The organism is Alicyclobacillus dauci (assembly GCF_026651605.1).
Lineage (GTDB): Bacteria > Bacillota > Bacilli > Alicyclobacillales > Alicyclobacillaceae > Alicyclobacillus > Alicyclobacillus dauci.
This window is the reverse complement of sequence record NZ_CP104064.1, coordinates 2211066-2231399: the sequence shown is the minus strand read 5'-3', so window position 1 is coordinate 2231399 and position 20334 is coordinate 2211066. Positions and strand designations below refer to the sequence as shown.

The 20334-nt window shown below is 51.6% G+C and carries 28 protein-coding genes and 1 other annotated feature; of the genes, 3 read left to right on the top strand and 25 right to left on the bottom strand.

From position 1 onward, the window contains the following. Positions 1–13: 13 nt before the first annotated feature. From spoIIIAD to aroQ, 7 genes are all read right to left on the bottom strand, one after another. On the bottom strand, positions 14–400 hold the full coding sequence (gene spoIIIAD, locus NZD86_RS11195) for a stage III sporulation protein AD (protein ID WP_268046626.1): 387 nt from the start codon (positions 398–400) through the stop codon (positions 14–16). An 8-nt stretch (positions 401–408) separates the two neighbouring features. Continuing rightward, positions 409–612, bottom strand: a complete 204-nt coding sequence (gene spoIIIAC / locus NZD86_RS11190; RefSeq protein ID WP_268046625.1) for a stage III sporulation protein AC — start codon at positions 610–612, stop codon at positions 409–411. Between the two features lie 33 nt (positions 613–645). Next, on the bottom strand, positions 646–1161 hold the full coding sequence (gene spoIIIAB, locus NZD86_RS11185) for a stage III sporulation protein SpoIIIAB (RefSeq protein ID WP_268046624.1): 516 nt from the start codon (positions 1159–1161) through the stop codon (positions 646–648). Between the two features lie 16 nt (positions 1162–1177). Then, a complete protein-coding gene (gene spoIIIAA / locus NZD86_RS11180; RefSeq protein WP_407655251.1) occupies positions 1178–2173 on the bottom strand; it encodes a stage III sporulation protein AA in 996 nt (331 codons plus the stop codon). Between the two features lie 272 nt (positions 2174–2445). Then, positions 2446–2709 (bottom strand): YqhV family protein, encoded by a 264-nt coding sequence (locus tag NZD86_RS11175; RefSeq protein WP_268046846.1) that lies wholly within the window; start codon positions 2707–2709, stop codon positions 2446–2448. 146 nt (positions 2710–2855) lie between these two features. Further along, positions 2856–3413 carry an elongation factor P gene (efp, locus tag NZD86_RS11170; protein WP_268046621.1) on the bottom strand — a complete coding sequence of 186 codons (558 nt, stop codon included), beginning with the start codon at positions 3411–3413 and terminating at the stop codon, positions 2856–2858. Between the two features lie 18 nt (positions 3414–3431). After that, positions 3432–3896: a type II 3-dehydroquinate dehydratase gene (aroQ, locus tag NZD86_RS11165; protein WP_268046620.1), complete on the bottom strand. Its 465-nt coding sequence runs from the start codon at positions 3894–3896 to the stop codon at positions 3432–3434. A gap of 209 nt (positions 3897–4105) precedes the next feature. On the opposite strand from aroQ, the gene NZD86_RS11160 reads away from it, so the two are divergent. Beyond that, entirely contained in the window at positions 4106–4690 is a 585-nt protein-coding gene (locus tag NZD86_RS11160) for a histidine phosphatase family protein (protein ID WP_268046619.1), read from the top strand. Here NZD86_RS11160 and gcvPB read toward each other — a convergent pair. The 3 genes from gcvPB to gcvT are packed head-to-tail and all read right to left on the bottom strand — an operon-like array spanning position 4670 to position 8597. Beyond that, positions 4670–6133, bottom strand: coding sequence for an aminomethyl-transferring glycine dehydrogenase subunit GcvPB (gcvPB, locus tag NZD86_RS11155; protein ID WP_268046617.1), 1464 nt, complete (start codon positions 6131–6133; stop codon positions 4670–4672). The two genes, NZD86_RS11160 and gcvPB, sit on opposite strands and share 21 nt — an antisense overlap. Further along, the gene (gene gcvPA / locus NZD86_RS11150) at positions 6130–7482 is read right to left on the bottom strand and encodes an aminomethyl-transferring glycine dehydrogenase subunit GcvPA (RefSeq protein ID WP_268046616.1); all 1353 of its coding nucleotides are present in this window, start codon (positions 7480–7482) and stop codon (positions 6130–6132) included. The genes gcvPB and gcvPA overlap by 4 nt, the downstream gene beginning before the upstream one ends. Before the next feature lie 29 nt (positions 7483–7511). Then, positions 7512–8597: a glycine cleavage system aminomethyltransferase GcvT gene (gene gcvT / locus NZD86_RS11145; protein ID WP_268046613.1), complete on the bottom strand. Its 1086-nt coding sequence runs from the start codon at positions 8595–8597 to the stop codon at positions 7512–7514. 122 nt (positions 8598–8719) lie between these two features. Between gcvT and NZD86_RS11140 the strand changes: the two genes are divergently transcribed. Together NZD86_RS11140 and NZD86_RS11135 are read left to right on the top strand one after the other, a co-directional pair. Continuing rightward, positions 8720–10447 (top strand): DEAD/DEAH box helicase, encoded by a 1728-nt coding sequence (locus tag NZD86_RS11140; protein ID WP_268046612.1) that lies wholly within the window; start codon positions 8720–8722, stop codon positions 10445–10447. Between the two features lie 26 nt (positions 10448–10473). Then, the gene (locus tag NZD86_RS11135; protein WP_268046611.1) at positions 10474–11385 is read left to right on the top strand and encodes a YqhG family protein; all 912 of its coding nucleotides are present in this window, start codon (positions 10474–10476) and stop codon (positions 11383–11385) included. 12 nt (positions 11386–11397) lie between these two features. Here NZD86_RS11135 and zapE read toward each other — a convergent pair whose 3' ends face one another. The 15 genes from zapE to rplU all read right to left on the bottom strand — a co-directional run bounded on the left by zapE (position 11398) and on the right by rplU (position 20211). After that, a complete protein-coding gene (zapE, locus tag NZD86_RS11130; protein ID WP_268046610.1) occupies positions 11398–12330 on the bottom strand; it encodes an AFG1/ZapE family ATPase in 933 nt (310 codons plus the stop codon). A gap of 10 nt (positions 12331–12340) precedes the next feature. Then, the gene (locus NZD86_RS11125; RefSeq protein WP_268046609.1) at positions 12341–12862 is read right to left on the bottom strand and encodes a shikimate kinase; all 522 of its coding nucleotides are present in this window, start codon (positions 12860–12862) and stop codon (positions 12341–12343) included. A gap of 5 nt (positions 12863–12867) precedes the next feature. Continuing rightward, complete coding sequence (locus NZD86_RS11120) at positions 12868–13266, bottom strand: hypothetical protein (RefSeq protein ID WP_268046608.1); 399 nt, start codon at positions 13264–13266, stop codon at positions 12868–12870. Continuing rightward, complete coding sequence (locus tag NZD86_RS11115; protein ID WP_268046607.1) at positions 13263–13568, bottom strand: hypothetical protein; 306 nt, start codon at positions 13566–13568, stop codon at positions 13263–13265. The genes NZD86_RS11120 and NZD86_RS11115 overlap by 4 nt, the downstream gene beginning before the upstream one ends. Positions 13569–13680: 112 nt before the next feature. After that, a complete protein-coding gene (locus NZD86_RS11110; protein ID WP_268046606.1) occupies positions 13681–14016 on the bottom strand; it encodes a hypothetical protein in 336 nt (111 codons plus the stop codon). Next, complete coding sequence (locus NZD86_RS11105) at positions 14013–14504, bottom strand: pilus assembly FimT family protein (RefSeq protein ID WP_268046605.1); 492 nt, start codon at positions 14502–14504, stop codon at positions 14013–14015. The genes NZD86_RS11110 and NZD86_RS11105 overlap by 4 nt, the downstream gene beginning before the upstream one ends. Next, positions 14501–14863, bottom strand: coding sequence for a type II secretion system protein (locus NZD86_RS11100; protein WP_268046604.1), 363 nt, complete (start codon positions 14861–14863; stop codon positions 14501–14503). The genes NZD86_RS11105 and NZD86_RS11100 overlap by 4 nt, the downstream gene beginning before the upstream one ends. Positions 14864–14891: 28 nt before the next feature. Further along, the gene (locus tag NZD86_RS11095; protein ID WP_268046603.1) at positions 14892–15962 is read right to left on the bottom strand and encodes a type II secretion system F family protein; all 1071 of its coding nucleotides are present in this window, start codon (positions 15960–15962) and stop codon (positions 14892–14894) included. Beyond that, a complete protein-coding gene (locus NZD86_RS11090; RefSeq protein ID WP_268046602.1) occupies positions 15913–16872 on the bottom strand; it encodes a GspE/PulE family protein in 960 nt (319 codons plus the stop codon). Before NZD86_RS11090 ends, NZD86_RS11095 begins: the two co-directional genes overlap by 50 nt. 149 nt (positions 16873–17021) lie before the next feature. Then, positions 17022–17459, bottom strand: a complete 438-nt coding sequence (locus tag NZD86_RS11085; protein WP_268046601.1) for a Mov34/MPN/PAD-1 family protein — start codon at positions 17457–17459, stop codon at positions 17022–17024. Continuing rightward, on the bottom strand, positions 17383–18663 hold the full coding sequence (gene obgE, locus NZD86_RS11080; RefSeq protein WP_268046600.1) for a GTPase ObgE: 1281 nt from the start codon (positions 18661–18663) through the stop codon (positions 17383–17385). The genes NZD86_RS11085 and obgE overlap by 77 nt, the downstream gene beginning before the upstream one ends. Before the next feature lie 32 nt (positions 18664–18695). Further along, complete coding sequence (locus tag NZD86_RS11075; protein ID WP_268046599.1) at positions 18696–19175, bottom strand: Spo0B domain-containing protein; 480 nt, start codon at positions 19173–19175, stop codon at positions 18696–18698. A gap of 81 nt (positions 19176–19256) precedes the next feature. Further along, on the bottom strand, positions 19257–19553 hold the full coding sequence (gene rpmA, locus NZD86_RS11070) for a 50S ribosomal protein L27 (protein ID WP_268046598.1): 297 nt from the start codon (positions 19551–19553) through the stop codon (positions 19257–19259). A gap of 25 nt (positions 19554–19578) precedes the next feature. Further along, the gene (locus NZD86_RS11065) at positions 19579–19896 is read right to left on the bottom strand and encodes a ribosomal-processing cysteine protease Prp (protein WP_268046597.1); all 318 of its coding nucleotides are present in this window, start codon (positions 19894–19896) and stop codon (positions 19579–19581) included. Between the two features lie 3 nt (positions 19897–19899). Continuing rightward, positions 19900–20211, bottom strand: coding sequence for a 50S ribosomal protein L21 (gene rplU, locus NZD86_RS11060; RefSeq protein ID WP_268046596.1), 312 nt, complete (start codon positions 20209–20211; stop codon positions 19900–19902). A 7-nt stretch (positions 20212–20218) separates the two neighbouring features. Next, positions 20219–20296: a sequence feature (ribosomal protein L21 leader region), on the bottom strand. Between the last annotated feature and the right edge of the window lie 38 nt (positions 20297–20334).

Here is a 20334-nt window from a genome sequence, read left to right as displayed (position 1 = left end):
ATGTCCTCCTTTGTCAAGGCAACAGGTGGACCAGAGACTCGACAACGTCCGTAATGATTGGCAGGGCCAAAATGACGATGCCAATTTTTCCGGCCAACTCGATCTTTCCTCCGAGCGCACCCTCGCCCGCATCTCGGGCCACTTGCGCTGCAAACTCGACGATGTAAGCGATACCAATAATTTTCAGCACTGTCGTGAGGAACCCATGGTCCAAATTCGCCGCATTCGCCAGACTGGACAGACTTTTCACGACACTGTCCATATTGTGAACCGCCATCGTCAGTAGAACTGCCCCAGCCAAAATAGACACAAGCATCGCGAACTGCGGAGCGTGATCGCGCAGAACTGATATGAGCACCGTGGCCGTTAGACCAATTCCGACGAGTTGAAAAATGTGCACGCTCTCACCTACTGAAGTAAAAAGACGCTTGTAATCTCGCGGTAAAGGTGATCAATGTAACCAACGACAATAGCTAGTACCGCAACGAACCCAACGAGTGTCGCCCAGTGCGCGAAGTCTTCCTTGCCGCTCTGCTTGAGGACTGTATGGAGAATTGCCGCAATAAAACCCACCGCAAAGATCCGGAACACGTCTCGAATTTCCGGCGTCATCTTCCGCCCTCCTCGATATGAACGAGGTCCATTTTAGTAAAGTAGTATTACAAGAATTACGCCTGTGAGCACACCGAGGTACTGCCAAAGACGAGCGTTTTTTAGTCCGTGCTCCCTCGCCCCGCTCTCAGCTTGACGGAGCGCTTCCAGTGCCATCTGAAACTGCGTCTGAAGATGTGTAACATCCATGGTTGACAAGGAATCAGCGACTGACTGTATGGCTTCGCAATCGGCACTCTGCAAGGCACTCTCGCCCACGAGCCGGACGAGTGACACTCGGAATGCCTCTGAAACCGTCATTCCGTCTTTGATTAAATGGTCACTGACGCGCTGAAACATAGTCGAACAAGGAGGTGAACCGCGTGCTGCTACATTTTGCAGTGCAACTGGTAAAGGCGTGGTTTGGTACTCTACTTCTGCCTGTAAATGTGTCAGTGCACGTATGAGAGACCGCAGTTGTCGAGGCCGATCACGGTATGCACCGGCGACTCGGAACCCAATCAGCGTAGTCGCCAGTACGATAAGCATCGCTCCGACTAACTTCAACAAGTGAATCGACCCTCTCCTAGGAAAGCACTCGGCCCGTCTCGTCCAACACTGCGTCGACCGTCCCTGGTCCATTTTTGCGACTGAGCAAAACATAGCGAGAGAACGCTCTTGCCGTGAACAAGGTATCCATGTTCGGACGCCTCCGCCATTCGTCCAGGCGCGATGCGTGTGCCGTGGCGATGACCGCCACGCCGGCGTGCGTAGCCTCCATGATGGCGTCGGCATCTTCGACCCGCCCAATTTCGTCGGTAATGATGATGTCAGGCGACAGACTGCGAATGGCCATCAGCATCCCCTCTGCCTTCGGACAACCGTCGAGCACATCGGTGCGTGGCCCAACCGCGAACTGAGGGACGCCTTCGACGCACCCAGCAATTTCGGAACGCTCATCCACGATGGCAACTTTGGCGGGATATTTGCGGCGCACGAGGAGACTTTCGCTCCATTGCCGGGCGAGATCGCGAATGAGTGTCGTCTTTCCGCATTGCGGTGGCGACAGAATCAACGTCGACAGCGGCCTCCCGTCCGACTTGTCGTACAAGTGGGAACGAATACTTGACCCAACCCCTGGAATTTCGCGGGCGATTCGTACGTTCAGCGACGAAATGGTCCGGATCGACTTGACATGACCGTCTCGATCCAAAACCATTCTTCCTGCTACGCCAACGCGATGGCCCCCCGGAATGGTGATGAAGCCACGTCGTAACTCCTCTTCAACGGCGTATAGAGAGAACTGTGTAACATTCTGAATGACCTGGTTTAGATGGCCAGACGATAGACGAAGTCCCTCCGTGACGTGTGCCGTTACCCCGGTCGTTGTCTTGAGAAACAAACTGCCGTGGCGTCCGCATAATTCCAGTGGTTGTCCCACACGAAGACGTACTTCCTCCAGCCCGTCAAGTAAACTTGTGTCGAGCCCAAGGATGCGCTCCTCCAGCTCTGACGGCAGAATTGCTAGGGCCCGCCGCCAAGGTTTTGGTGGCTTCCCCTCCGTGAAGGGTATTGACACGATTGGTCCACCTCCTCACCTAGTCCATGTATATGGACAACGGTTCACGCATATGCGAAAAGAATCCAGGAGCACAATCCGGAACCATTTTCGCACTTCATGCATTGACTGAGATAAGGAACAGCATGGGGAGGGTCGACAAGTGGATATTTCAGTCATGATCCGTTGGATTGTCGTGTTCCTCGTGATTTTCGTCCTGCTCATGGCACTTGTCTTCAGTTTCATCCGCAAGAAGGCGGCTTAAAGGGATTGTTGTTGCGGGGGGGCGAGGTGACTTAGGATCGGGACGCGTACAGGATGAAGCCGACGCCGATGAGCAGTAGCACGATACGACGCAAGCTCACCTCGCCAGCAATCCCGGCAACGCCAAAAGCCGTGACGGCAATGAGAACAAACGGACCAACGAGGGCCAATGTCGCGTTTACTTGGAGTGACCGCTCAGCAGTCCCGAAATAGAGCATCAAGAGGCCCCCTGTCACTTCCACGAGCCCCGACATAAACCGCAGCGAAGCCATTGCGTAAACGACTTTATCAACCACATGAAACAAGGGACAGGCCTCCTCTCCACGCTACTTGATATGCGAACAGCGGACGTTACATACCAACTAGATTCAACGACATCGACAAAAAACACCCCACCGCGCAACTGACGCAGTGGGGTGTTTTTTATGCGATGTAAAATCCGTTATGCTCGGGAGACGTACGCGCCTGACCGCGTGTCAATGATCAAACGATCCCCAACGTTCACAAAGAACGGGACTTGCAAAGTGTAACCTGTTTCAACGGTGGCTGGCTTGCTGCCGCCTGTTGCTGTATCGCCACGAATTCCCGGTTCTGTCTCCGTAACTTCAAGTTCAACGGTGTTCGGCAGATCCACACCGATGGTTTCACCTTGGTACATCACGATATAGCAGTTCATGTTTTCCTTGAGGAAGTTTAGTTCGTATTCCAGTTGAGCACGGCTGATGTTCGTTTGCTCGAACGTTTCCGTATCCATGAACGTGTACATTTCGCCGTCGTTGTACAAATATTGCATTTCGCGGGTTTCGATGCGGGCACGGGGTACTTTTTCACCTGCACGGAAGGTTTGCTCCTTGACGCCGCCTGTTTTTACATTTTTCAGCTTGGTGCGAACAAACGCTGCACCTTTGCCGGGCTTCACGTGCATAAATTCAATGACGCGCCAAATAGCGCCGTCATACTCAATGGTCGTGCCTGTACGGAAATCGTTGCTTGAAATCACATGGGTCCCTCCACAACATCAGTCTGAATCGAGATCGTGCGATTGTTTGAAACGGCGGCACAAAGCTTCTACCGCGTACCTGTATCCTTCCGTTCCAAGTCCAACAACTTGTCCGATGACCACATCAGAAAGAACAAGATGATGACGAAACGATTCTCGTTTGTGAACATTCGATATATGCACTTCAATAGTCGGACGATCAATATCTTCTAAACAGTCACGCAACGCGTAACTGTAATGACCGAACGCACCAGGATTGATGACAATTCCCGCTGCACCCGGACCACGTTCTTGCAAGAAATCGATTAACGCGCCTTCGTGGTTCGACTGAAAGTCGACGACCGCAAGCCCGTGAGGCTCTGCGGTATTACGAGCGAGCGCGATGATATCGGACAGCGTCTGTCGACCATATGTATCAGGTTTCCGAACGCCCAAGCGATTTAGATTCGGGCCGTTCACCAGTAGTAAATATGGTGCACTCATACATACGCCTCCCTGCTCTTCAGTCCGTGGAAAAGACCGTCAAAACCGGAACTATTGTACCACAGGGCTATGCGCTCTTGCTATACTGAAGACTGATCATTTATCACTGACAGCATTCGCTATGGGCAAAGCCCACAGCTCTCATTGAGTCGATACGACTGTGACTGTGACTGAGCGCGCAATGCAAAGTCATAAAAGGGGGCTTTGACATGGACATCTGGCTCGTTCGGCACGGAGAGACAGATTGGAATCTAAACAGACGTGTCCAAGGATGGACGGACATTCCGCTCAATCAAACGGGAAGGGACCAAGCAAGACGCTTAGCTGCCAGTTTATCGGGTATCCCATTCCAGCACATTTACACAAGTGACCTATCCCGGGCCCGCGATACCGGAAAGGCCATCGCTGACTCGACGGGGACCCCGCTGTCAACAACCCCACAACTTCGCGAGCAGTACTTCGGTCAAGCAGAAGGGCTGAATCGGCAAGACAAAGATCGGCGGTTTCCAAACGGTGCGCCGGACGCCGAGACGCCCTCTATGGTGGAAGCGCGAGTTTCCGAGTTTTTGACGGAAATCGCCGCCAAGCACCCAACCGGACGCATTGTTGTCGCAACGCACGGGGGTGTCGTCCGAGCCGCACTGCGCTGGCTCGGACAACCGGATCCCGTCATTCACAATACAAGCGTCACTTGCCTCCGAGTGGAAAATGGGGTGTTTTCCGTCAGTGTGGTGAACGCAATCCCGCATCTCCAGGCTCGCACGGACGACGAGTCAACCGCAGGTATATCGTAACACTGGTGTTCGTGCAGCTGTCACCTCATCCAACCGTCCAACAATCGTATTGTGCGGCGCAGTCAGGACATGTTCTGGCTGCGTTTTTGCCTCCAAAGCGACCTGTTTCATGATTTCCACAAACCGATCCAATGTTTCTTTGCTCTCGCATTCAGTCGGTTCGATCATCAAACATTCTTCCACAATCAACGGGAAGTAAATGGTCGGGGGATGAATCCCGAAATCAATCAGTCGTTTCGCGATATCCAACGTACGAACGCCGTGTTCCTTTTGCCGAACACCCGACAAGACAAATTCGTGTTTACATGGCCCGGCAAATGGTGCTTCATAGTCATCCTTCAACTGCGACAACAGATAATTTGCAGCGAGGACAGCTGACTCAGAAACAAGTTTCAAGCCGTCCGCACCCATTGTACGAATGTACGTGTAGGCTCGAACGAGAATTCCGAAGTTCCCGTAAAAACCTTTCACTTTACCAATGGACAACGGCCGGTCCCAATTCAACTCGAATCGGTCATTCGACTTTTGAACCACCGGTTTTGGCAAGTACGGCTCGAGGAACGATTTGACACCAACCGGTCCGGCACCTGGTCCCCCGCCTCCATGCGGTGTCGAGAACGTCTTATGAAGGTTGAGGTGCACCACGTCAAACCCCATGTCCCCAGGCCGTGCGTAACCCAGAATGGCATTCATATTTGCCCCGTCGTAGTAGAGAAGCCCACCCGCATCGTGAACAATTTTAGCGATCTCGACGATTTGCGACTCAAACAAACCGAGCGTGCTCGGGTTGGTCAGCATCAGTGCAGCCGTGTCATCGCCCACAGCCGTCTTGAGTGCGTCGAGATCGACACTGCCGTCTGGCTTAGACGGTATGGTCACCGTCTTCAGCCCAGCCATACTGACACTCGCAGGATTCGTACCGTGAGCGGAGTCTGGAACGATCACCTTGTTGCGCTGTGGCTGCCCCTGTTGTTCGTGGTAGTGTCGGATCATCATGAGACCCGTCCACTCGCCCTGCGCACCCGCCGCCGGCTGCAGGCTGACTGCATCCATTCCAGTGATACCAATGAGGTCCTCCTGCAGTCGATACATGAGTTCCAGTGCTCCTTGGACCGTCTTCACAGGTTGGAGCGGGTGAATCTTGGCAAACCCATCCAAACGAGCAGCTTTTTCATTGCGTTTGGGATTGTATTTCATGGTACACGACCCAAGTGGATAGAACCCAGAGTCGACACCGTGATTTTTTTGCGAAAGGGCCGTGAAATGACGAACCACATCCAGTTCACTCACTTCCGGAAGTGCGGCAGGTTCGAGACGAACAAATCCCGCTACGTCCGACAAATCCGCTTCTGGGACATCCAATTCGGGCAGGGCGTACGCCTTACGTCCCGGTTGGCTGATCTCGAAAATGAGCTTCTCTTCACCTTCGCGCTGGATCGTCACGCGATCACCTCCCGAACAGCCTGCACCAACTCATCCATCTCAGCGCGCGTCCTCACTTCCGTCACATTGAGCAGGACAACGTCACCCAGTTGCGGATGTGTCTGCGATAGATCGTAGCCAAACAAGAACCCTTTACTGAGCAGATCATTCTGAATCTCGGCCACCGGCTTCGGCAAACGAATGGAAAACTCATTAAAGAATGGCGACTGGAACACCAGTTCAATGCCGTTCAAATCAGCGAGACGCTGGGCTAGGTAATGCGCTTTATGGTAATTCTGCACTGCCAACTCACGCATTCCTTCTTTGCCCATGTAGGAAAGAAATACCGTTGCAGCGATAGCGCAGAGTGATTGATTCGAGCAAATGTTCGAAGTCGCCTTCTCGCGACGGATATGCTGCTCGCGAGCTTGCAGCGTCAGCACGAAGCCTCGACGCCCCTGTGCGTCTGTCGTCTGGCCCACGATTCGGCCAGGTAGCTTTCGCATCAGTGGTTGCTTGACGGCCATGACGCCCAGATAAGGTCCGCCATAGGAGATACTGTTGCCCAGTGACTGCCCTTCCGCGACGACAATGTCGGCTCCCAAGTTGCCCGGCGCCTCGAGGAGACCGAGGGCCACTGGATACGTGTTGACTGTGCACAGTGCACCAGCTTCGTGTGCCAGTGTCGCAATTTCACGCACGTCTTCGATCACGCCGAAAAAGTTCGGATATTGAATCATGACACCGGCCACCGTGTCGTCCAGTTGGTCGGTCAACGATTGAAGATCAACCCGACCGTCTCTCTGTGGTACATAGACCACCTCGATCCCCTGACCCGAAGCGTACGTTTCAAGCACAGCACAATACTCGGGGTGAACGCTGTCGGCCACCAGTATGCGGTTGCGTCGCGTATGCGCACTGGCGACGAGACCCGCTTCCGCAAAGGCCGTAGGTCCGTCATACATACTTGCGTTGGCGACATCCATGCCGGTCAGTTCGGCAACCATTGTCTGGTACTCAAACGTGGCTTGAAGCAGCCCTTGACTCATTTCCGGTTGATAAGGAGTGTACGAAGTATAAAATTCCGAACGACTGACAATCGCGTCTACAACACTTGGTTGATAGTGTTCATATGCGCCTGCGCCCAAAAAGCTCACTACGCGGTCGAGATGCATATTCTTATCCGCCAGCTTTTGTAAGTGACGACTGAGCTCAAGCTCGGACATAGCTCGTTCAATTGGCAACGGATTTTGCAAGCGAATATCCGCCGGAATATCACCGAAAAGCGCCTCGGTGTTTTCGATACCAAGGGCTTCTAGCATCGCTTTTCGATCAGCTTCCGTATGCGGAATATAACCAAACTGATTCAAGTGCAAATGCCTCCCATTTACGGCTTGTTCTACGCCTGATTGCGTTTGTAAAACGGCGTTGGCACAACATGTGCAGGATGTCGGCGTCCACGAATATCAATTTCAATCGTTTGACCTACTTGCGCGAACTGTACGTCAATTCGTGCGAGTCCAATGGCTACGCTGAGTGTTGGCGACATGGTGCCGGATGTGACGCGGCCAACAACGTTGCCTTCAACGATGACATCGTAACCACTACGGGGAATAGACCGGTCGTCCATTTGGATGCCAACGAGCTTGTTCGCAACACCTTGTTCCTTTTGTTTGTACAGCGCATCACGACCCACGAAAGGCCCTTTGTCGAGCTTTACAAACATGCCAAGTCCCGCTTCATACGGCGTGACACCCCTTGACAGCTCGTTTCCGTAAAGGGCTAATTTCGCTTCCAGTCGCAGTGTATCCCGGGCACCGAGTCCGCACGGGACAGCGCCACTTTTCAGAAGTGACTCAAACAACAGGGGAGCATCGTCTGCCTGTACGTAAAGTTCGAATCCGTCCTCACCGGTGTAACCCGTTCGAGAGATGATTGCCTTCTTTTCCAGAACCTCTCCCACATAAAACGAAAACGGCTTCAGCTCGCCCAGTGGATCGTCGGTTAGGGGTTGTAGAACCCGTTCTGCGTTCGGACCCTGCACGGCGAGGAGTGCCACTTTCTCCGAGATGTCTGACACAGACACGTCAAAGTCATTTGCATGCTCTTTCACCCATTCAAAGTCACTATCAATGTTACCCGCATTGACTACGAGCAGAAAGCGATCCGCCGCAAGCTTGTAGACAAGCAAATCGTCGACAGTACCGCCGTTCTCGTCGGTCATTAACGTGTATAGTGCACCACCTTCCCGAAGGCGAGCGACATCATTTGTAACGATAAACTGTACGAGCGCTTCAGCCTCCTGCCCCTCGACTAAAAACTCACCCATATGCGAGACATCAAACAATCCGACATTCGTTCGGACTGCGTGGTGCTCCTGCACGATGCTTTGATATTGGACCGGCATCTCCCACCCATGAAAATCAATAACCTTTGCCTTGGCAGCAAGATGTTGATGATACAGTGGGGTACGTTTTGGCGCCACAGGTCTTCCCCCTTTTGGGATTCTCTCGCGACATTTTTCGACAAGATGAAATAAAGCATTCCACTTGTCACATACTACATGACAGGATGCGAGAGAAACAAGCATTGTCGGAGGAATCACGAATGAACTTAAGGTTGGAAAATCATGCTGATAGAAGCACGCTCGACTCACAGTTTGTGACACCGAAGATGATGCCAGTAATCGCTTGGACGGGTGAGTCCATGGACGACGGCTTAAACAAACTACTCGACGTCGGCTCAAACGGTTTGTCCCCCACTCAATGGGACTTATTTCAACTCGCTGTGACGGCATCGCGAGCTCGAATGGCACCGACGTTCGAGTCGCTCCTTGCAATGGACCATATTCACGGATTCACGCCCCTTCCCCACCAGATCGAAACAGCAGGGCGGGTTTTAAAAGAGCTGCGCGGCCGAGCCATCTTGGCAGATGAGGTGGGTTTAGGAAAGACGATTGAAGCGGGTCTAGTGCTCAAGGAGTACATTCTCCGTGGCCTGGTCCGCAAGGCACTCGTTCTTGTGCCTGCCTCGCTCGTACTACAGTGGACACGGGAGCTCAACGAAAAGTTCCGCATCGACGCGACACCACAAAGGAACGTTTGGACATGGGAGCAATACGATATCGTCGTCGCTTCACTCGACACAGCTAAGCGTCCCCCTCACAAAGACGTCGTCTTAGCGCAGCCGTGGGACATGGTCATCATCGACGAAGCTCATAAATTAAAAAATCATCGAACAAAAAACTGGCAAATGGCGAACCAAATCCCAAACAAATACCTGCTGCTGTTGACTGCCACGCCGATGCAGAATCAGCTACAGGAATTGCATACACTGGTCACCCTGTTGAAACCCGGGCACCTAGGGAGTGTACAAGAGTTCTCGTCCAATCACGTGGCCACACGGAGGACACCCAGAGATGCCGATCGACTGCGTGAAACGATGGGTGACGTGATGATTCGCAACAGGCGTCAGGACGGAAGTACGACCCTTCCCCCTCGGACAGTCCAAGTTGTCAAGCTCACTTTGTCGAATGAAGAGCGGATCTTTTACGACAGCGTCCAATCGTTACTCAGATCCGAGTACGATACGCGAAAGTCCCTTCGAACGTCCATGCTGCCTTTACTGACACTTCAACGAGAGATCTGCAGTTCTAGTTACGCGGCTATGATTTCCCTGGAGAAAATGCAGAAAAAAGCTAAAAGTCCAGAGCGGCAAGAACAATTGGCGGAGCTGATCGCGATTGGCAGTCGGATTCCCGAGTATACGAAGATCCAGAAGGTCCTTGAACTAGTTCAAGGGATGGATGACAACAAATGTATTGTCTTCACGGAATATCGCGCCACACAAGATTTTATTCTCTATATGTTGAAGAAAAAAGGCATATCAGCGGTCCCCTTTCGCGGCGGGTTTAAACGAGGGAAAAAGGACTGGATGAAAGACTTGTTTTCGAAGAATGTTCAGGTTCTCGTTGCAACTGAATCAGGTGGTGAAGGGATCAACCTTCAATTTTGTAATCATATGATCAACTTCGATTTACCGTGGAATCCGATGCGCTTGGAGCAAAGAATCGGCCGAATTCACCGACTGGGCCAACAACAAACCTGCTACATCTACAATTTGGCTACAAAGGACACGATTGAAGAACATATCGTGCGGCTGCTGCACGAAAAAATCCACATGTTCGAAACCGTTATAGGGGAGTTGGATTACATCGTCAGCGAGCAGAAGTTTACGAACTTCGAGAAAAGCTTGTTTGAAGCGGCCATGAACAGCCAATCACATGACGATTTGGGCACGAAAATCCATGATATGGGCAGAAAAATATTCCACTAACTCAGTCCATGGAAAGAGGGACCAAGTTGACTTCTATCCCACTGCGCAAAGACGAAGAACGTTTGGCGTTTTGTGACGCCTACTTCGCGGCCGTTGGAGCAGAACAATTGCGCACTGCAGAGATGTACCGAGAAGTGCGCTTGCCGCTCGATGTCGACAAGGAACTGACGGATCGGCCATTTTTCTGGCTCTGGGCGGAAAAGACGAATCAAACCATCGAACCCACGACACTGCGGTTGGCGTTTTCAGAGGTGGCCAAAGAGCGCGAAGACAACCGACTTGCAGACGAACATCGACGGCATTTGGAAGCAAATCCCCCGCAAAATCCATATGAACGCATGTTTGCTCGCCCGAAACAGAGTGAATATGTAAACTTGGGATCGTTTCGTTTAAACAAGATCATTGACAGCGTCTCATCTCGGGGCAAGTACGCGTGCGTCATGCCGCAACACGTGAGTCATGAAGCGGAGTGTATCCCATGGCTTCTGGTCAACGGTTTGATCCAATTTGTCGCCGACTCCGTCCAAGAACAGTGGTTTTCCATCGGCGTATGTCTCACGAACCGTCAAACTGTTCTAGACTTCTACAGCCGTCTCCAGCGGATTCACATGAAACCCTGTGACATGGAAAGTCTACTGCGTGTCGCCGCGATTTTGCCGAGTGACGGACTCGACTCTGTCAGATCGCATATTGAGCGGCACATCGAGCATCTCCCACACGCCTGGGCGCAAGAGGCAGAGCGCCGATTGGAAGATGATCTGTCGCAATTGGACGCATACTACACGAGCATTTTGCCGGATTATGACGACGACGAGAAGTTGAAAATACAAGCCGAACATCAACGAAAACGGGATGAACTCCTTCGCAAGAGCTCACCCCATATTGATGTGATATGGACACAGGTGGCACTCGTCGGTCTACCCCTGCGCCAGTCGTAGCAAAACAGTCATTCACGTAAGGGACTGCAGATTGCGCTGCCGCGCGTCCGGACCCTCAAGCCGGGCCATCACGCACATCTGCATGATTCGAGAACGCAATGGCGCAACCGTATCGTTGACATCTTCCCCTCCGCGGCGATATGCCTCAGGAGGCGCATAATTACTGGTAAACCAAGTCGGCAATTTGGCATGAAAACGATGATTAACAATACGAAAAAGCTTTTCCATTGTAAAATCATTGGCTCGTTCTTGTGCAAATTCATCCACACCGAGAACAGGGACGCTCGCTAGCGTCTCCAGAAATGGCTCCAAATCTTGCCCATCCGCAATCATGTGGCGCATCCGATCAAACAGTGAGTCTGACCGTACGACCAGACAGGGGATCCCCCGCTCACGCAACTGATTAAAGACGGCAAACATCAGATGTGTTTTTCCGACCCCTGGAGGCCCGAACAGATACAGTCCCGAATTCTCGTTGTGTTCTTTGCTCCCAGGTACAAAGCCATGTGCAAATTGTCGTGCGTAGCGCATGAGTCTCGGGTATTTTTGTGCCTGCTCCTCGGGGTAATTGGAGAACTGAAATCCTTCATCAAGTTCCATCATACCTGCCGCCGACGCATACTTGTCGACTCTGCGTTTCGCCATAAATTCCAAGAACGGTTGACACCGCTGAACACTCACCGTAAGTTGGCTCTTGTACGGTTCGAGTACTTGAACAAACCCCTGCATGTCACCTGATTTTCCGCAGTGTTCGTAACCACGGCAAGCGTCGCAGATAGACGCTTGTCGCAGGTACTCCAAAAGCGTTGCACGATACCTTGTGATAAAGGCATCCGATAGATTCAACTCGTTGAGCTCCGGAATACGCTGGCGAAAGTAATCAACATCGAAGCCCTTGTCGTGGCCCTGAAATGATCTAGGAAACATTTGTTGGATATGCTGCATATGGGCCTCCTTACACTAGGTGCAACAAAGTGATTATGCGGTCTGCTATGTCATCGACAGACAGATCATCAACGTCGACTGTAACATCTGAAACTTCCTCATACCAAGATGTTCTATCTGCCATCAGTGTGCGAATGCGCAGACTTGGATCTTCACTCTGCAGGAGCGGACGAGGCGTTCCATCTGCTTCCAAGCGCTGCTGGATAGTAGACGGCTTGGCCCTTAAATAGACACATCTCCATGCACTGGAAAGCAGTGCTCGATTCTGTTCCACAGTGACGATGCCACCACCTGTGGACAAAACGATATTCTGCTCCGTCGCTGTTACGTCCGCGAGCATCCGCGTCTCAATGGACCGAAACCCAACTTCACCTTGCGACTGAAAGATTTCAGGGATTGGCAACTGAACGATGTCTTCAATGTATTTATCCAAGTCAATGAAACGACGATGTAAACGAGACGCAAGGGCAGCCCCGACCGTCGACTTTCCGCTGGCCATAAAGCCAACCAATGCAATAAGATTGTCTTTCACTTCGATCACTCCACGACCCCTGGACCGTTGTCCTGCCAGACTCGTATTCTATGAGCGATTGTATCATAGATGAAAGAAACCGTATCGGTCACGTCCCCCAATTGGGCTTCCACTTTTACACTGGTTTGGTCCGCACTTGACACAGTTTGGATATGAACAGTACTGTCGGTGACATTGAGTACTTGGTCCTGCATGGCCTGTCCCGCCTGCACACGTTTTAGGACAGTGAGGGCAATGCTTCTCGCAACGGCGTAGGATTGTACGCTTTGCAGTTGGCGATTATCAGCGACCAGGAACAGTTGGCACGCGTAAACCATTGACGACAGCAGAATAGAGATTACGAGGACATAAGACAGGACAGACAGCAGAACGCTACCTTCTTGCATCTGGCCTGCTCGTGTCATGTTGTGTCGTCACTGCCTAGAATGCCAACTTGGCCGTCGAAATCCGCGGTTGTCCCATCCTCAAGCGTCGCGTGAACGCGAACGAGCTTGCCGTTTGCAACCGCGGCAAATTCGTTTAATCCGGCGCTGACGACGGCCACGCCGCCCCCACGTTGAACCCGTATCACTTGATGCGCGCCATTTAACGAATATGTGAACTGTTGGCCCGCGTACATGTCCATGACAACGTGATTTGCCGTGACAGTGACGCCCCTTGCCGCGTGGATATCGTGTTCAAAACTGCGGCATAACGACTCAACCATCGCCGTGTCCTCCAAAGAACGCTCATGCTTGACGAAAAGTTGGTACACTGATCCAAGCCAACTCGTTGACGTGACAATGAGGACGGCTGATATGGATATGCTGATACAGACTTCAATCATTGAGAATGCGGCTATCGCAGTCTGGAATGAAGAACTTTTTATTCGAGATGTCCGCGCTTGTCGAGATCGTAAATACAACTGTTGGGCACCCTGTTGACGACGTATCCATCTCTTTTGAAATATGATAGGTCGTTCCTCCTTCTTGAATGTTGTGAGGAACTGGGGAATTCGACAGCCACTCATTCAGCACGCTCATCTCCACCATGCTCTGACTCGCCTGCACCTGACCGAGGGTGAGAACACGAGAGATATTTGACTCAGACAGACCAAGAACCGGAACCAATATAACAAGCACACAGACAGCGACCAATGTTTCGAGAAAATTCATTGACTAAGCCACCCCGAAACTTGCAACCCCGCGCCCATGTATAAGTGAATGTCGCGTTCGACCGATCCGTTCGTCAAACGGATTTGCCCTGCGACTTGAGCGTTGCCAAGGTTGTCATAAGAGATTCGCCGATTTGGCAACTGCAGGTACCCGTCCACGTAATCCACATCGCTTGGAAACTGGTATTGGCCTAAAAATGTCGTTCCACGCGTCAAATGATATCGAGTGTCGTACGGATCAAGCCAGACACTCGCCGCTTCGTCAGAAGTTGCTGCAAGCGACTGGGCCAGGCGTAAGTGCCCTAAGAGAATCAGGGCGGCACCGTCGAGATCGGCCGTTCGCTTTAGTTGGATTGCCCCAAGCGCGACAAAACCCAATGCGACGATAGTCAAAGCGAGCGCAACCATTGTGTCTACGAGACCAAACCCATGTTGGTCGTCATTCAATTCACCAAGTAGTTTGCGACCGTATCTTTGTCTCCAGGTCATGATTCGTTGTTTCCTCCTGTGCTTGCACAGCTTACGGTGGTGTTGTTGGGGTCTACGTCGTCAATCGTAAAATGACCAGTTAGAGCACTGTTGTCCAACAAACGGTTTGCAACGAGTGCTGTTAGCTGTGCATTTGTATCACCAGAAGGTAGTGAAAAGTGCATTAAGTTATACTCGGCCAGTGCCGCAGAAATGGTTTTCGTGTTGCCGTCACAAGCAGTCTGACGGGCCTGTTCCGTGGCACCCATCAGATGTGGCGTGAGAACACCTACCATAATCGCCACGATGGCCACAGCAACCATCAACTCAAGCAGGGAAAATGCGCCATCTCTCTGCGGCCGTAAACGCGTGTTTTGCAAGGGAAAATCAACTCCTTCATCACAGAATTCAATGCAGGCCCATCGACGACACGGTTTGGTACATAGGCCCGAACACGCTGTACATACTACTTCCAACAATGAGACCCATGACAGCCATGGCGCACGGTTCCAACCATGTGGAAATGCGGTCCGTCTGTCGTTTTATCCGCGCTAGTAGAAACATCCGTGCCCTGTGCAGTGAATCAGACAAGTCTCCTGTGTATTCCCCCACCTCGATGATCTGCTGTAATACTGGGTTTAGGGTGGCAGGGAGCACTTGGGACAACTTGAAGCCGGCCATGACGCCATTTTGAACCTCAGCATAGTCGCGTTCTAAGCGTGCATTTCTACCTTCCTTATGAAAATGAAGCGCTTCAATGAGCGTCAAACCCCCGTCTATTTGGACTTCAATTCCGTATACAAACTGTTCTGAATAAACGAATTGCAACAAGGCGTCGAATGGAAGCGAGACAATGCGTTTGCCGGTAAACCGACGACACAAGACGACAGCCACGTATAGGCACGGGAGTATTGAAATGAGACTGAGGAGCGTGATCGGAATGTTTTGTACGATTTTACTTGTCATCCCCAAACCCGTGTTGTTTCCAAGTTCAACCTGGAGTTGGGCGAGTTCGGGCTGAACCTGAAGTCGAACGTAAACAGCGAGTCCGTAACACGCGACGAGCAACATCGCTGGATAAGTCAATTTTTGTGACATGTCTTTACGCCATCGTCGCCGTTCCCGCTCGTGTTCCACATAATCGCCTAAAGCTTGTGGAAGCCTCCCCACTTGCTCTGCGAGATGAAATATGTTGAGATGGACCGGATCCACGTAGTCAAGAAACACATCTGACAGCGGAAGTCCGTTTTCCAAACGATGAAGCATTCGCTCTCCGACTTCTCGAGATCCTTTTTGCCCCTGTTGTGTCAAGTAGCCGAAGGCACGCTCAAGACTGATTCCAGCTTCAAGCAAGTCCGCAAGTTGATCCATTGCAGTGAGAAATTCTTCGCGATCTCGCCTGAGTACAGACACGTATACTCGGCTGACGTCAAATCGCATGATACGTCCCTGCATAGACATCCCAATCGATGTTCTCATTTGTCAACCGATTTACCGAAAGAGAGTCCGACACCGTTCCAAGTTTGCGAATGTGATGCTTGGATACGTGGATCGACCCCACAGAAGGTCCTTCCTGAACAAGAATAGCCTGAAGTGTTTCGTCCAATAACGCTGAAGGCACACCGAGGTCCAAGAGCCTGTTGACCGCTGAACGCGCACTTGCGGCGTGCGCAGTGGCCAGAACAAGCCGGCCCGTCAACGCGGCTCGTACGGCAATGCCCGCAGTTGTTCTGTCTCGTATCTCGCCAATCATCAAAACGTCGGGATCCTGACGCAATAGCGCCCGAAGGGATGCCTCATAGGTAAGCCCTGTTTGTTCTCGAACCTCGATTTGTCGACAATTTGGCACGGGTGCCTCCACCGGGTCTTCGATACTAAATACCTGTCTCCCTTGACGGGCGAGGTAATTCATTAGGCCGTAAAGCGTGGTTGTCTTGCCTACCCCGGTACGACCAGCCACGAGAACGAGTCCAGTATCCCGGTCCAGTAACTGGGTCAGTTCAAACAATTGTTCGCCGTCCAATCCAAGTTGCGGCAAGTCCCTCACACGCGTTGATTCCCGTAAGAGTCGAATGACCACAGATTCTCCACCATAGATTGGAATCGATGAAACGCGCATTCGAACCGATTCAACGTCGACATCCCAACTAAAAGCACCTTCTTGCGGCGAGTGCTTGTCAGTGACGTCCATGCGGGCTAACGCCTTGATCCTTCGGATGATCTCATCCGCGCGGCTTGTCATATGCACAAATGGGCGAATCCGGCCACCAACCCGGTAGTTCACCTGTAGTCGCCCGTTTATGCAGGTGAGGTGAATGTCTGAGGCGTTGCAATGAACAGCATAGTCGATGGTCTGCTGAAGCAACCGCGCTGTATCGAATGTTTCCATACCAAATACCCTCCTCTTATCTTTAAGGGGAGGAATTCGATATTTCATGGGGACGGCCTGTTCTCCGGAGACGATATCAGACGTCACTTTGTAAAGTTATCCAAAACAGCACCGTATGTCGCATAGAGGATAGTTCGCGTATGCCGATCTTAAGCGCCCCACTTAAACACGTGGAGGGTCCAATCTGTGATTGTTCGTGCGATGAGGACATGAGTGGGTGACCAAGATGTGAGAGGCAGGTCAGCATCAGTCAGAGTTTCAGTGCCTCCGGGATGGCTGTGATAAGTTGACAGGATGGACACGGCGGCGTGATCGAAGCCGTATAACGTTTGTGCGAGAACGTTCGGATCAACGTAAAAATGATTGCTGGACGCCGTGATCGGCATGGGGATAGTATAAACTGCCCCGCCCTTCCGCACGATGAAGCCAAAGCACTCGTACGGAAGAGACGCGTTTGCATGAAACTTCATGCCGCCCATCACTTGCGAGACAAAACTCGGAATGGCGATCCTAGTCCACAAAGTCGAATACCATGTCGTGAATGCGAATGCTGTCGCCGTCTTTTGCTCCACGTTTACGAAGCGCATCGTCGATACCCTTCTGCTTGAGAATTCGCTGAAATCGCTTGACGGCGTCGAACTGCTGGAAGTTCGTCATCTTTACCAACTTCTCGAGTTCTTCACTTTCGACGATAAATTCGTTCCCTTCACGACGGATGGTGAACGGCTCCACCTTCTCCAAACGGTACACCTTATGGGTTTGTTCATCCGTATCTTCAACAGATGTCGCCTTAATGTCGGGCAGCTCGTCAAGAATGTCGGCGAGACGTCGAAGCATTGCATCAAGCCCCTGATGGGTGGCACCTGAAATCGGGAAAATCTCGAGATCAGGAAACGCCGCCCGAAATTTCTCCAGTCCCTCTTGTGCGTCTGGTAGGTCCATCTTATTCGCGGCAACAATTCGCGGACGATCCGCCAAAGCTTCGTCATACGTACTCAGTTCGTTTTCAATGACGTGAAAGTCTTGCACCGGATCGCGTCCGTCAACAGCAGCCATGTCGATGACGTGGACAATGACCTTCGTTCGCTCCACGTGGCGAAGAAACTCGTGACCCAGGCCAAGTCCTTCGTGCGCACCTTCAATGAGTCCAGGCAAGTCAGCCAAGACAAAACTTCGACCATCCGGTACTTCAACGACACCGAGTTGGGGAGTTAGCGTCGTAAAGTGGTATGCACCCACTTTCGGACGGGCACGTGTAACAGACGCTAGTAAGGTAGATTTGCCTACCGACGGAAAGCCAACGAGACCTACATCAGCCAGAACGCGAAGTTCAAGCTCAAGCCATCGTTCTTCCCCCGGCTCACCTTTCTCTGCCATGTCTGGTGCTTTATTCGTTGCCGTTGCAAACCTCGTATTCCCCCTACCTCCGCGACCTCCGCGTGCGACGACAAGTTTATCGCCGTGATGGGTAAGATCGCCGAGAAACACGCCCGTGTCCCGATCCTTAACAAGCGTTCCCGGTGGCACTTTTACCAGCATGTCCTCCGCTCCAGCACCGTGCCTGTTCTTTGTCCCACCGTGCTCTCCCTGTGGTGCTTTGAAGTGACGTTGGTACCGAAAGTCGATGAGTGTCCGGAGGCCTTCATCGACAACAAATACGACATCGGCACCTCTACCACCGTCGCCGCCAGCGGGTCCGCCCAGCGGAACATATTTTTCTCGACGGTACGACACAATGCCGTTGCCACCGTCACCACCCTTTACATAAATCGTTGCGTGATCCGTAAACATGAACTTCACCTCCAGTATGTGATCGGCTAATTCTAGCCATCACAGGCGTCTTTGAACGCTGTAAATTGCAATCCTAAATAGTCATTTTCCCAGTCTGCATAGGAAACAGGTAAATCATTCTCCGCAATTCGGATGTAAATATGTGTATCCACTCGAACCGAGATGTGTAAGCGCAATCCATGCTCGGCGAGAAACACTTGTACATCGCTCAGCCAGCGTTTCATACTGTGCAAGATTTGCGGAGAAGGAACTTCCGTCGCCTTTATGGCGTTGAGGACCACGTTTGGACACATACATGCGACCCACATGAGTTCTTCGCCAACTCCATCTAAACTGACCTGCCAACGAGTTAACGACTGCAGCCATTCAGCGGTGCGGTCAACGACTCGGACAGCCTTTTCCGGTTGATTCATTTGTAAATAACCGCGGACCAATTGCAGTTCATTTAAAACATCGTGCCGATGCCGACGAAACGATGTAGCTTCGTTCGTTGTAGAGTCTGCATCCAACATGTTTCTGTCGACCGCCTCTCCAAAAAAGGCCTGGCATCTCTGCCAGGCCCTCAGTGTAAATCGAACATCAAGTTCAGGCAATTATTGTGTTACGAGTTCAGCTACTGGGTAGACACTTACACGCTTGCGGTCATGACCAAAACGCTCGAATGAAACACGACCCTCAACCTTAGCAAACAGGGTATCGTCCTTACCAATACCCACGTTTGTTCCCGGGTGAATTTTGGTACCGCGTTGGCGAACCAAAATGCTACCAGCCGTTACGACTTTGCCATCTGGCTCTTTTACACCCAGACGCTTAGAAATGCTGTCGCGACCGTTACGTGTGGAGGAAACGCCCTTTTTATGAGCAAACCGTTGCAGGTTTAACATCAACATAACCACATACATCCTTTCAAAAATTCTAAATGGGAAGCGTTTGAATTCGAACGAACTCCGGATACTGCTCGGCAACTTGCTCAACGCCATAAAATAAACTGTTGACCAGCAAACGAACCGCTTCCGTAGGTTGTTTCGGCAATCGGCACGTCAGTGTCTCGCCCTCATCCAAAACATCAAGCATGACGCCGGCAAAGCGCTCACAACTGTTAATTGCGTTGTATACGAGCACTGAAACCGCAGCACATACGATATCCGATCCGGCATCGGCATAACCCGAATGTCCCTTGACGCGAAATCCAACGACGGACTCCCGCTGCTGCAGGATTTCAAATCGGATCATCGGTTACGCTTCAATGGATTCGATGACGAGCTTCGTGTACGGTTGACGGTGACCCTGCTTCTTGTGGTAGTTCTTCTTCGACTTGTATTTGAAGACGATGATCTTCTTGCCACGGCCGTGTTCTACGACTTTAGCAACAACCTTAGCGCCTTCGACAAGGGGAGCACCTACGCGAACAGTACCATTGTCTTGAACCATGTGAACCTTGTCCAAGCTAATGGACTCGCCAACTTCATGTGCCAGCTTTTCGACATAAATTGTATCGCCTTGACTTACTTTGAACTGCTTTCCACCCGTTTCAACAATTGCGTACATAATAATCTCCTTCACTCAGACTCGCTGCCTAAGGTATGGGAAAAACCCAATTTACAACCCAGGAAGCAGGCGGTTGTAGTGTATACACACGCGCTATAGTTTACCATGTCAGGTGCAAACGTG

Coding starts and splice junctions, on each gene's coding strand:
- spoIIIAC (WP_268046625.1), bottom strand. CDS start 612: ATGACGCCGGAAATTCGAGACGTGTTCCGGATCTTTGCGGTGGGTTTT.
- aroQ (WP_268046620.1), bottom strand. CDS start 3,896: ATGAGTGCACCATATTTACTACTGGTGAACGGCCCGAATCTAAATCGC.
- NZD86_RS11160 (WP_268046619.1), top strand. CDS start 4,106: ATGGACATCTGGCTCGTTCGGCACGGAGAGACAGATTGGAATCTAAAC.
- NZD86_RS11140 (WP_268046612.1), top strand. CDS start 8,720: ATGAACTTAAGGTTGGAAAATCATGCTGATAGAAGCACGCTCGACTCA.
- zapE (WP_268046610.1), bottom strand. CDS start 12,330: ATGCAGCATATCCAACAAATGTTTCCTAGATCATTTCAGGGCCACGAC.
- NZD86_RS11120 (WP_268046608.1), bottom strand. CDS start 13,266: ATGACACGAGCAGGCCAGATGCAAGAAGGTAGCGTTCTGCTGTCTGTC.
- NZD86_RS11115 (WP_268046607.1), bottom strand. CDS start 13,568: ATGGTTGAGTCGTTATGCCGCAGTTTTGAACACGATATCCACGCGGCA.
- NZD86_RS11110 (WP_268046606.1), bottom strand. CDS start 14,016: ATGAATTTTCTCGAAACATTGGTCGCTGTCTGTGTGCTTGTTATATTG.
- NZD86_RS11105 (WP_268046605.1), bottom strand. CDS start 14,504: ATGACCTGGAGACAAAGATACGGTCGCAAACTACTTGGTGAATTGAAT.
- NZD86_RS11095 (WP_268046603.1), bottom strand. CDS start 15,962: ATGAGAACATCGATTGGGATGTCTATGCAGGGACGTATCATGCGATTT.
- NZD86_RS11090 (WP_268046602.1), bottom strand. CDS start 16,872: ATGGAAACATTCGATACAGCGCGGTTGCTTCAGCAGACCATCGACTAT.
- NZD86_RS11085 (WP_268046601.1), bottom strand. CDS start 17,459: ATGCGCTTCGTAAACGTGGAGCAAAAGACGGCGACAGCATTCGCATTC.
- obgE (WP_268046600.1), bottom strand. CDS start 18,663: ATGTTTACGGATCACGCAACGATTTATGTAAAGGGTGGTGACGGTGGC.
- NZD86_RS11075 (WP_268046599.1), bottom strand. CDS start 19,175: ATGTTGGATGCAGACTCTACAACGAACGAAGCTACATCGTTTCGTCGG.
- rpmA (WP_268046598.1), bottom strand. CDS start 19,553: ATGTTGATGTTAAACCTGCAACGGTTTGCTCATAAAAAGGGCGTTTCC.
- NZD86_RS11065 (WP_268046597.1), bottom strand. CDS start 19,896: ATGATCCGATTTGAAATCCTGCAGCAGCGGGAGTCCGTCGTTGGATTT.
- rplU (WP_268046596.1), bottom strand. CDS start 20,211: ATGTACGCAATTGTTGAAACGGGTGGAAAGCAGTTCAAAGTAAGTCAA.